General features: G+C 61.5%; 7 protein-coding genes. 6 read left to right on the top strand and 1 reads right to left on the bottom strand.

Features of this window, described 5'->3' with window-relative positions:
* Nucleotides 1-159: 159 nt before the first annotated feature.
* Nucleotides 160-987, bottom strand: coding sequence for a MurR/RpiR family transcriptional regulator (locus AC0L3I_RS31880; RefSeq protein ID WP_292598548.1), 828 nt, complete (start codon nucleotides 985-987; stop codon nucleotides 160-162).
* 152 nt (nucleotides 988-1,139) lie between these two features.
* On the opposite strand from AC0L3I_RS31880, the gene AC0L3I_RS31875 reads away from it, so the two are divergent.
* The 6 genes from AC0L3I_RS31875 to AC0L3I_RS31850 all read left to right on the top strand — a co-directional run bounded on the left by AC0L3I_RS31875 (nucleotide 1,140) and on the right by AC0L3I_RS31850 (nucleotide 9,026).
* Nucleotides 1,140-1,958: an N-formylglutamate amidohydrolase gene (locus AC0L3I_RS31875; protein WP_473486390.1), complete on the top strand. Its 819-nt coding sequence runs from the start codon at nucleotides 1,140-1,142 to the stop codon at nucleotides 1,956-1,958.
* 19 nt (nucleotides 1,959-1,977) lie between these two features.
* Complete coding sequence (locus AC0L3I_RS31870) at nucleotides 1,978-3,543, top strand: amino acid permease (RefSeq protein WP_473529555.1); 1,566 nt, start codon at nucleotides 1,978-1,980, stop codon at nucleotides 3,541-3,543.
* Nucleotides 3,544-3,641: 98 nt separating this feature from the next.
* Nucleotides 3,642-5,012 carry a glutamine synthetase family protein gene (locus tag AC0L3I_RS31865; RefSeq protein ID WP_473529554.1) on the top strand — a complete coding sequence of 457 codons (1,371 nt, stop codon included), beginning with the start codon at nucleotides 3,642-3,644 and terminating at the stop codon, nucleotides 5,010-5,012.
* A gap of 87 nt (nucleotides 5,013-5,099) precedes the next feature.
* Nucleotides 5,100-6,488, top strand: coding sequence for an aldehyde dehydrogenase family protein (locus AC0L3I_RS31860; protein ID WP_473486391.1), 1,389 nt, complete (start codon nucleotides 5,100-5,102; stop codon nucleotides 6,486-6,488).
* 17 nt (nucleotides 6,489-6,505) lie between these two features.
* On the top strand, nucleotides 6,506-7,678 hold the full coding sequence (locus AC0L3I_RS31855; RefSeq protein ID WP_473486392.1) for an iron-containing alcohol dehydrogenase: 1,173 nt from the start codon (nucleotides 6,506-6,508) through the stop codon (nucleotides 7,676-7,678).
* 241 nt (nucleotides 7,679-7,919) lie between these two features.
* The gene (locus tag AC0L3I_RS31850) at nucleotides 7,920-9,026 is read left to right on the top strand and encodes an ABC transporter substrate-binding protein (RefSeq protein ID WP_473529553.1); all 1,107 of its coding nucleotides are present in this window, start codon (nucleotides 7,920-7,922) and stop codon (nucleotides 9,024-9,026) included.
* Nucleotides 9,027-9,165 lie beyond the last annotated feature (139 nt).

The raw sequence follows: 9,165 nt of genomic DNA, 5'->3' as shown, positions 1-9,165 counted from the left end.
GCTCGTCAGGCTCATAACCTGAAGGTCACAGGTTCAAATCCTGTCCCCGCAACCAAATCCACAAAACGGCCCGCCTCAGTGCGGGCCGTTTTGCGTTTGCGGCCTGGCGCGGTTTCCGGCGCGGAAGCGATCATGCGGTCGAGTTCAGGCCGCGTCGGCCTACCGCAGGCTTTCCAGCTCGCGGATGCGTTTGGCGCCGTCGGCCTCGAGCTGCCGGGTGACGGCGCCGATCAGCGTTTCGGCAACGACGAAAAGGGCCGCGGAGGAGTCCCAGGCCGAGGGTACGGCGGTGCGCCCGGCGATGACATGGCGGGCAAAGCGGGCGATCGGCGACAGCCACTGGTCGGTGAACAGCACGATCTGCACGCCGCGCTGATGCGCCGTCTCGGCGAAACGGACCAGGCTGTCCTGGTAGCGCCTGATGTCGAAGATCACCAGCACGTCGCGCTTGCCCATGTCGATCAGCCGGTCGCGCCAGACGCTTTCCTGTCCGGCGAGGTGAAAGACATTGGGCTGGATGATGGCGAGGTGGGCGGCCATGTAGCGCGCCAGCGGATCGGTGAAGCGGCCACCGATCAGGAATGTCTTGCCGCGCCGATCGGCAAGCTTTGCAACGATGTCGGCAAGCTGCTTGTCCGACAGGTGCCTGAACGTCTCGCGCAGGTTGTCGAGCGTCGCCTCCAGCATCGGCGACACCGCGCCGCCGTTCGGCGATGGCGGGTTGAGCGTCCGTGACGCCGGCGACTGCAGTTGCGCCGCCAGTTCGTCCTGCAGCGCCGACTGGAATTCCGGGTAGTTCTGGAAGCCGAGCCGGGCGACGAAACGCAGGATCGTCGGCGAGGAGACGCCGGCGGCAGCTGAGAACTCGGCGACAGTCTTCAGGCCGATCAGCGGATAGCTGGCGATCAGCGTTTGCGCTGCGCGGCGCTCGCCCGCCGGCATCGTACCGATGCGGTCCGAGATCAGTTCGGCAATGCTCGAAATCATCTTTTCCCCATGCCTGGCCGTTTTGCCGAAATCGCATTTGACCCGAAATCGCGTTTGACAAAGCCCGACAAACTGTATGAAATCATCCACAGGGACGCAATGAGGCAAAATACGTAACATACGATACAGCGCTCCCCGGGGACGACAGGATAATGGAGACAGCACGGCCCGCCAGCCTTGCATCGCCTGAAACCGTGAGGGTGACGAACCCCGGCGGATCGAGCCCTTTCGTGCTGACCTGCGACCACGCCTCCAATTTCCTGCCGCCGGAATTCGGAACGCTCGGCCTTGCTGCCGAAGAGCTCTCCCGCCACATCGCCTGGGATCCCGGCGCGCTGCCGGTCGCCCGCCGCATGGCCGAGGCGCTTGACGCGACGCTGGTCGAGACCCGCATTTCGCGCCTTGTCATCGACTGCAACCGCCCGCTCGACGCACCCGATCTGGTGCCGCCGGTCAGCGAGAGCACGGCCATTCCGGGCAATGCCGGCCTGTCGGAAAAGCAGCGCGCCGCGCGCATCGCCCTGTCCTGGCAGCCCTTCCACGATGCGGTCGCTGACATCATCGACAAAAGGCGGGCGCGCGGGCTTGAGACGCGGCTGGTTTCAATCCATTCTTTCACCCCGGTCTACAGGGGCAATAGCCGGCCCTGGCACATCGGCATCATCCATGACGAGGATCGCCGGCTTGCAGCGCCGCTTGTCGCCGCGCTGCAGCGGCTCGCCGGCGTCAATGTCGGCGTCAACGAACCCTATTCGCCGGCCGACCGCGTTTATTTCACGCTGGAACGGCACGCGCGCCCGCGGGGGCTACCCTGCGCGATGATCGAAATCCGCAACGACGAAATATCCGACGAAGCCGGGCAGCGGAAATGGGCGGATCTGCTCACGGGGATTTTTCTAGATCTGGAGCCCGAGGAGGCCAGGAGCTCCAGACCAAGCGCAGTGGGAAAGTCAGTACAATCGGCTAGCTAAGAACCAGAAGGGGACAAAAATGTCAGCTCAAGAATATACGGAAGTCGACAAGAAGGAGGACGTAAACGTCCTCCATGGAATGGGCTACGCTCAAGAACTCGAGCGTAGCATGAGCAAGTTTTCCAATTTCGCGATCTCGTTCTCGATCATCTGTATTTTGTCTGGCGGTATCAATTCGCTCGGTCAGGCCACATCAGGCGCCGGTGGCGCGGCGATAGGCATCGGCTGGCCCGTGGGTGTTTTGATTTCAGGCGTTTTTGCGCTGGCACTTGCACAGATTTCCTCGGCCTATCCGACAGCGGGCGGCCTGTACCATTGGGGCTCTATCCTTGGCAATCGCTTCACCGGATGGCTGTCGGCCTGGCTCAACCTGCTCGGCCTCGTGACAGTACTCGGCGCCATCAACGTCGGCACATTCTACTTCTTTTTTGGAGCTTTCGGTTCCATGTTCGGCGTCGAGGACACACTGACCCATCGCGTCGTCTTCGTGGCCGTCATCACCGTGCTTCAGGCTCTGGTCAATCATTTCGGCATTAAGCTGACGGCCAAGCTGACTGACTTCTCTGGTTACCTGATCTTTGCCACGGCGATCGCGCTGACCCTTGTTTGTCTGGGCTCTGCTTCGAGTTTTGAATTCGGAAGGCTGTTCACCTTCGCCAACTACACGGGCACCGAAGGCGCAAGCTCGGTATGGCCAGTCGCGGTTTCGGGAGGCATGGCGTTCCTGCTTGGCCTGTTGCTGCCGATCTACACCATCACCGGCTATGACGCTTCAGCGCACACGTCGGAAGAGACATTGAAGGCGGCGCATTCAGTTCCTCGCGGCATGGTTTCTTCTGTATTTTGGTCGGGGCTGTTCGGCTGGATCATGTTGTGTGCCTTCGTGCTGATGATCCCCAGCATGGACGACGCCGCAAAACAGGGCTGGAACGTGTTCTTCTGGGCGATGGATGCGCAGGTGAATCCGGCGGTCAAGCAGATCCTCTACGTTGCGATCTTCGTTTCGCAATGGCTCTGTGGCCTTGCCACGGTAACGTCGGCTTCGCGCATGCTCTTTGCCTTCTCGCGGGATGGCGGAATGCCCGGCATTTCCAAGCAACTGGCGACTGTTAGCCCGAAGCACCGGACGCCGGTCGCCGCGATATGGGGAGCCTCCATCCTGGCGATCCTATTCGTCTGGCTGACCTCTGCCATCACGATCGCTGGTACGCCGGCGTACTCCATCGTCGTGTCGTGCACCGTCATCTTCCTATTCCTGTCATTTGCAGTGCCGATTGCGCTGGGCCTGGTAACGATAGGCGGCCCGAAATGGCCGGCGATGGGCCCGTGGAATATGGGCATCGGAGCTTATCGTCTGTTTGCGATCCTCTCTCTCTTGTCAATGGCGCTGATTTTCTTCATCGGCATTCAGCCGCCGAATGACTGGGCGCTTGAGATTACCGTCGGTTTCGTTTTGCTGGCACTCATAATCTGGTTCGCTTTCGAGAACCGCCGCTTCCAGGGTCCGCCGATTGGTGACCAGATTGCAAAGCGTCAGGCGGCGATCAAGGCTGCCGAGGTAGCCGTAGGCGAAGCCGGCGTCTGACACCCTCTTCATGATCATGGCCGGCGCCTTGCCGGCCATGGCGTTCCACATCTTCCAAGTGACAAGCTCAAAACGACAAGCACTGGAGTGCCAAAGGAATGGCCGGAAATTTTTCGTTCGATCAGTTGAAGAAAGCGGTCTCCAGCGGTGAGGTCGACACGGTGCTGGCCTGTATTGTCGACATGCAGGGGCGGCTGGCGGGAAAGCGGTTCCTGGCACAGTATTTCGTCGATTCCGCCCATGACGAGACGCATGGCTGCAACTATCTCTTGGCCGCCGACATCGATATGGAACCGGTGCCCGGCTACAAGGCGGCGAGCTGGTCGAAGGGTTACGGCGACTTCGTCATGAAGCCCGATCTGTCGACGCTGCGGCGCATTCCATGGCTGGAAAAGACGGCGCTGGTGATCTGCGACGTGCTCGACCACCACACCCATGACGACCTGCCGCATTCGCCGCGCGCCATCCTGAAGAAGCAGGTCAAGCGGCTGAGCGAGCGCGGCTATCTCGGCTATTTCGCCTCCGAGCTCGAATTCTATCTGTTCAGCGAAACCTACGATTCCGCTCGCAAGAAGCATTGGCAAGGCCTCGACACAGCCTCGCCCTATATCGGCGACTACCAGATCGGCATCACCACCAAGGAAGAAGGCGTCATGCGCCGGCTGCGCAACGAGATGGAAGCGGCCGGCATTCCGATCGAGAACTCCAAGGGCGAGTGGGGCCCCGGCCAGGAAGAAATCAATGTGCGTTATGCCGAGGCGCTCGAGATGGCCGACCGCCACGTCATCCTGAAGAACGGCACCAAGGAAATCGCCGAGTCCGAAGGCAAGGCGATTTCGTTCATGGCCAAGTACAATTACGGGCTGGCCGGCAATTCCAGCCACATCCACAATTCGCTGTGGAGCGCCGACGGCGAGACGCCGCTTTTCTACGACAAGAAGGCCGACTGGACACTGTCGACGCTCGGCCAGCAATGGGCGGCGGGCCAGCTCAAATACGCCAAGGAATTCACCTGGTTCCTGGCGCCCTACGTCAACTCCTACAAGCGCTTCCAGGCCGGCACCTTCGCGCCGACCAAGATCATGTGGAGCGAGGACAACCGCACCGCCGGTTTCCGCCTGTGCGGCGAGGGCACCAAGGGCATCCGCATGGAATGCCGCATCGGCGGCGCCGATCTGAACCCCTATCTCGCCTTCGCCGCGCTGATCGCGGCCGGCCTTGCCGGCATCGACGAAAAGCTTGAACTGCAAAAACCCTTCGTCGGCGATGCCTATCAAGCCTCGCAGCTGCCGGAAATTCCGAAGACCCTGCGTGATGCCACCGAGACGCTGGCGAAATCGGAGATGCTGAAGCAGGCGCTCGGCGACGGCGTGCTCGAGCATTATGTCCATACGGCGCATTGGGAGCAGTTCGAATACGACCGCCGCATTACCGATTGGGAACTGCACAGGGGGTTCGAGCGGTACTAACTACGCCAGCGCTGCCGTTCAGCCTTTGCCGCCCGACGGGCGGGCGGCTCAAAACCGAGATTGTCATAAACTGCGAGGACTCAAGGAATGACCGAAACGGTCAAGATAAAATCTCCCGTCGATGGTTCGATCTATGCCGAACGGCCTGTGGCCACGGACCAGGCGATCAATGCGGCGGTCGAGCGTGCCAAGGCGGCGCAGGAGAAATGGGCTGAGACGCCGGTCGTCGAGCGCGGCAAATACATGCTTGCCATGCTGGAAGCGTTGGTCGCCATGACCGACGAGATCGTGCCGGAGATTGCCTGGCAGATGGGTCGTCCGGTGCGCTATGGCGGCGAATTCGGCGGCGTCAAGGAACGCACCAACTACATGGTCGAGATCGCCGAAGCGGCACTCAAGCCGGTGATGGCCTCCAATCCGAAGGACGGGTTTCGCCGCTATGTGAAGAAGGTGCCGCTCGGCGTGGTCATGGTGATTGCGCCGTGGAACTATCCCTATCTCACCGCCGTCAACACTATCGTGCCTTCGCTGATGGCCGGCAGTGCCGTCATCCTCAAGCACGCGGCGCAGACGCTGCTGGTCGGCGAACGCTTTCAGCAGGCTTTCGACAAAGCCGGCCTGCCAAGGGGCCTGTTCCAGAACCTCGTCATGAACCATGTGCAGACCGAAAGACTGCTCGGCTCAGGCAAGATCGACCATGTCAACTTCACCGGCTCGGTCGCCGGTGGACGCGCCATCGAGAAGGCCGCGGCAGGCACCTTCATGACGCTCGGCCTCGAACTCGGCGGCAAGGACCCGGCCTATGTCCTGGCCGACGCCAAGATGGACCATGCCGTCGCCAACCTGGTCGACGGCGCCTTCTACAATTCCGGCCAGTGCTGCTGCGGCATCGAGCGCGTCTATGTCCACGAGAAGGTCTATGACGAATTCGTCGAAGGCTTCATCGCCGAAACCAAGAACTACGTCGTCGGCAATCCGCTCGACCAGGGGACGACGATGGGGCCGATGGCACAGGCGCGCTTCGCCGACCTGATCCGCGAGCAAAAGGCCGAGGCGCTGCGCAAGGGCGCCAAGGCCCACATCAACATGAAGGTGGCCAATGACGAGCAAGGCTCGCCCTATCTGGCGCCGGAAGTGCTGACCGAGGTCGATCACCAGATGAGCGTCATGCGCGAGGAAAGTTTCGGGCCGATCGTCGGCATCATGAAGGTGCGCAACGACGAAGAGGCGATCGCGCTGATGAACGACAGCCCCTACGGGCTGACGGCCTCGATCTGGACGCGCGACACCGACCATGCTGCGGCTCTCGGCGATCGCATCGAGACCGGCACCGTGTTCATGAACCGCTGCGACTATCTCGATCCGGCGCTGGTCTGGACCGGCGTCAAGGACACCGGCAAGGGCGCTGCGCTGTCGGCCATCGGCTACGACAATCTGACGAGGCCGAAGTCATATCATCTGCGTGAAGCCATCTGATTTTCTGAAAGATAAAAATGACAAAATTGATTTCCAAATGGAACTACCCGACAACCGTGCGCTTCGGCGCGGGGCGCATTAAGGAATTGCCTGATGTGCTTGATGCGACCGGCATCAAACGGCCGCTGTTCGTTACCGATCCAGGGCTGGCCAAACTTCCGGTCGTCGCTTCTACGTTGAAGATCCTCGACGACGCCAAGGTGCCCTATGGCGTGTTTTCCGAGGTCAAGCCGAACCCGGTCGACTCCAACCTGACCGCCGGCATTGCCGTGTTCAAGAAGGGCAAGCATGACGGCGTCATCGCCTTCGGCGGTGGCTCGGCGCTCGACCTCGGCAAGCTGATCGCCTTCCAGGCCGGCCAGGCGCGGCCGGTCTGGGATTTCGAAGATGTCGGTGACTGGTGGACGCGCGCCAACTCCGATGCGATCGCGCCGATCATCGCTGTGCCGACCACCGCCGGCACCGGATCGGAAGTTGGCCGCGCCGGCGTCATCACCAATGAAGCGACCCACACCAAGAAGGTCATCTTCCATCCGAAACTTTTGCCGGCCATCGTCATCGCCGATCCGGAACTGTCGGTCGGCATGCCGGGCTTCATCACCGCCGGCACCGGCATGGACGCGCTTGCCCACTGCCTGGAAGCCTATTGCGCGCCGGGCTATCATCCGATGGCCGATGGCATCGCGGTCGAAGGCGTGCGGCTCGTCTTCGAGAACCTGCCCAAAGCCTATGCCAACGGCAAGGATCTCGTCGCCCGCGCCCACATGATGAGTGCGGCAGCGATGGGTGCTGCCGCCTTCCAGAAGGGGCTGGGCGCCATCCACTCGCTGTCGCATCCGATCGGCGCGCTTTACGACACCCATCATGGCATGACCAACGCCGTGTTTATGCCTTATGTGCTGGCCTTCAACCGCGACGCCATCGAGGCGCGCATCGCCCGGCTCGCGGCTTATTGCGGCATCAAAGGCGGCTTCGACGGCTTCGCCAAGGCTGTCATCAAGCTGCGCAAGGAATTGAAGGTGCCGCACGCGCTGCCGGGCCTGATCAAGGGGCTCGACATGGACAAGAAGCGCAAGGGCCTGATCGCCGACATGGCGGTGGTCGATCCGACCGCCGGCGGCAACCCGGTCAAGCTGACCAGGAAGGCGGCGCTGACGTTGCTCGACAATGCCATTGCCGGCACCGTTTGAGACGGTTTCGCGCCGAAAATTGATCTGGGAAATGAGGGCAAAGAAAGGGGAAGAGATGAAAGGTAAGACCGAAATTCGTTAGCCGGAAAAATAATCGCGGAGCGATTGCTACAGCCGGTTAAAAAGAGTTTACTTTTTCGTACTGCTGGGCATCGCTTTCACAAAGCTTTCATCGGGTTGTCACACGAAAACGATACCGCATCGCAGGCGTCCAACGGCGTCAGTTCAACGGAGAGAACACATGTTCAAATTCACGGGAAAAGTGCTTTCCCTCACGGCCGTCGCCCTGATGGCGACCTCTGCCATCTCGTCGGCGCAGTCCATGGATGAACTGGTCGCCGCCGCCAAGGCGGAAGGCCAACTCACCACCATCGCGCTGCCGCACAGCTGGTGCGGCTACGGCGACGTCATCGCCGACTTCAAGGCGAAGTATCCGGAAATCACCATCAACGAGCTCAATCCCGATGCCGGCTCCGGCGACGAGATCGAGGCGATCAAGGCCAACAAGGACAATAAGGGCCCGCAGGCGCCTGATGTCATCGACGTCGGCCTGTCTTTTGGCCCGTCCGCCAAGGCAGACAGCCTGATCCAGCCCTACAAGGTGTCGACCTGGGATACGATCCCTGACAGCGCCAAGGATGCCGATGGCTACTGGTACGGCGACTATTATGGCGTGCTCGCCTTCGGCGTGAACAAGGCCGTCGTGCAGAACGCACCACAGGACTGGGCTGACCTGCTGAAGTCGGAATATGCCAACTCGGTGGCGCTCGCCGGTGACCCGCGCACATCGAACAACGCCGTCATGTCGGTTTACGCTTCGGGCCTCGCGGCTGGCGGTACCGGCGGCCAGGATGCCGCCGCCAAGGGTCTGCAGTTCTTCAAGCAGCTCAACGATGGCGGCAACTTCGTGCCGGTCGACGGTGAAGCGGCAGCTGTCGCCCAGGGCACGACACCGATCGTGATGAACTGGGACTACAACCTGCTTGCCATGCGCGACAAGATGGCCGGCAATCCGGAAATCGAAATCGTCGTGCCAAAGGGAGCGGTGGTCGCAGGCGTCTACGTACAGGCGATCAGCGCCTATGCGCCGCATCCGAACGCCGCCAAGCTGTGGATGGAGTATCTCTATTCAGACGAAGGCCAGCTCGGCTGGCTGAAGGGCTATTGCCACCCGATCCGCTTCAATGATCTAGCCAAGAAGGGCGTGATCCCGAAGGAGATGCTGGACAAGCTGCCGGCGGCCGAGAACTACGAAAAAGCGATCTTCCCAACCTTGGAGGAACAGAACGCCGCCAAGAAGGAAATCAGCACGAATTGGGATGCCATCGTTGGCGCCGTCGTGAAGTAATTCATAGGGCGCCGGGGGGGGGGGCCCCCCCCCCGCGGGGGCGGGGGCGGGGGGTAGCATGGGGGGGGCCCCAAAAAAGAGGCACCCCCCCGGCGGGGGCGCGCCGCGCGGGTAAGGCCCCCGGGGGGGGCCCGGGCGT

The sequence above is a fragment of the Mesorhizobium sp. WSM4840 genome, from assembly GCF_055811755.1.
Note: the sequence above shows the minus strand (reverse complement) of the source record. Positions and strands in the feature narration are given on the sequence as shown.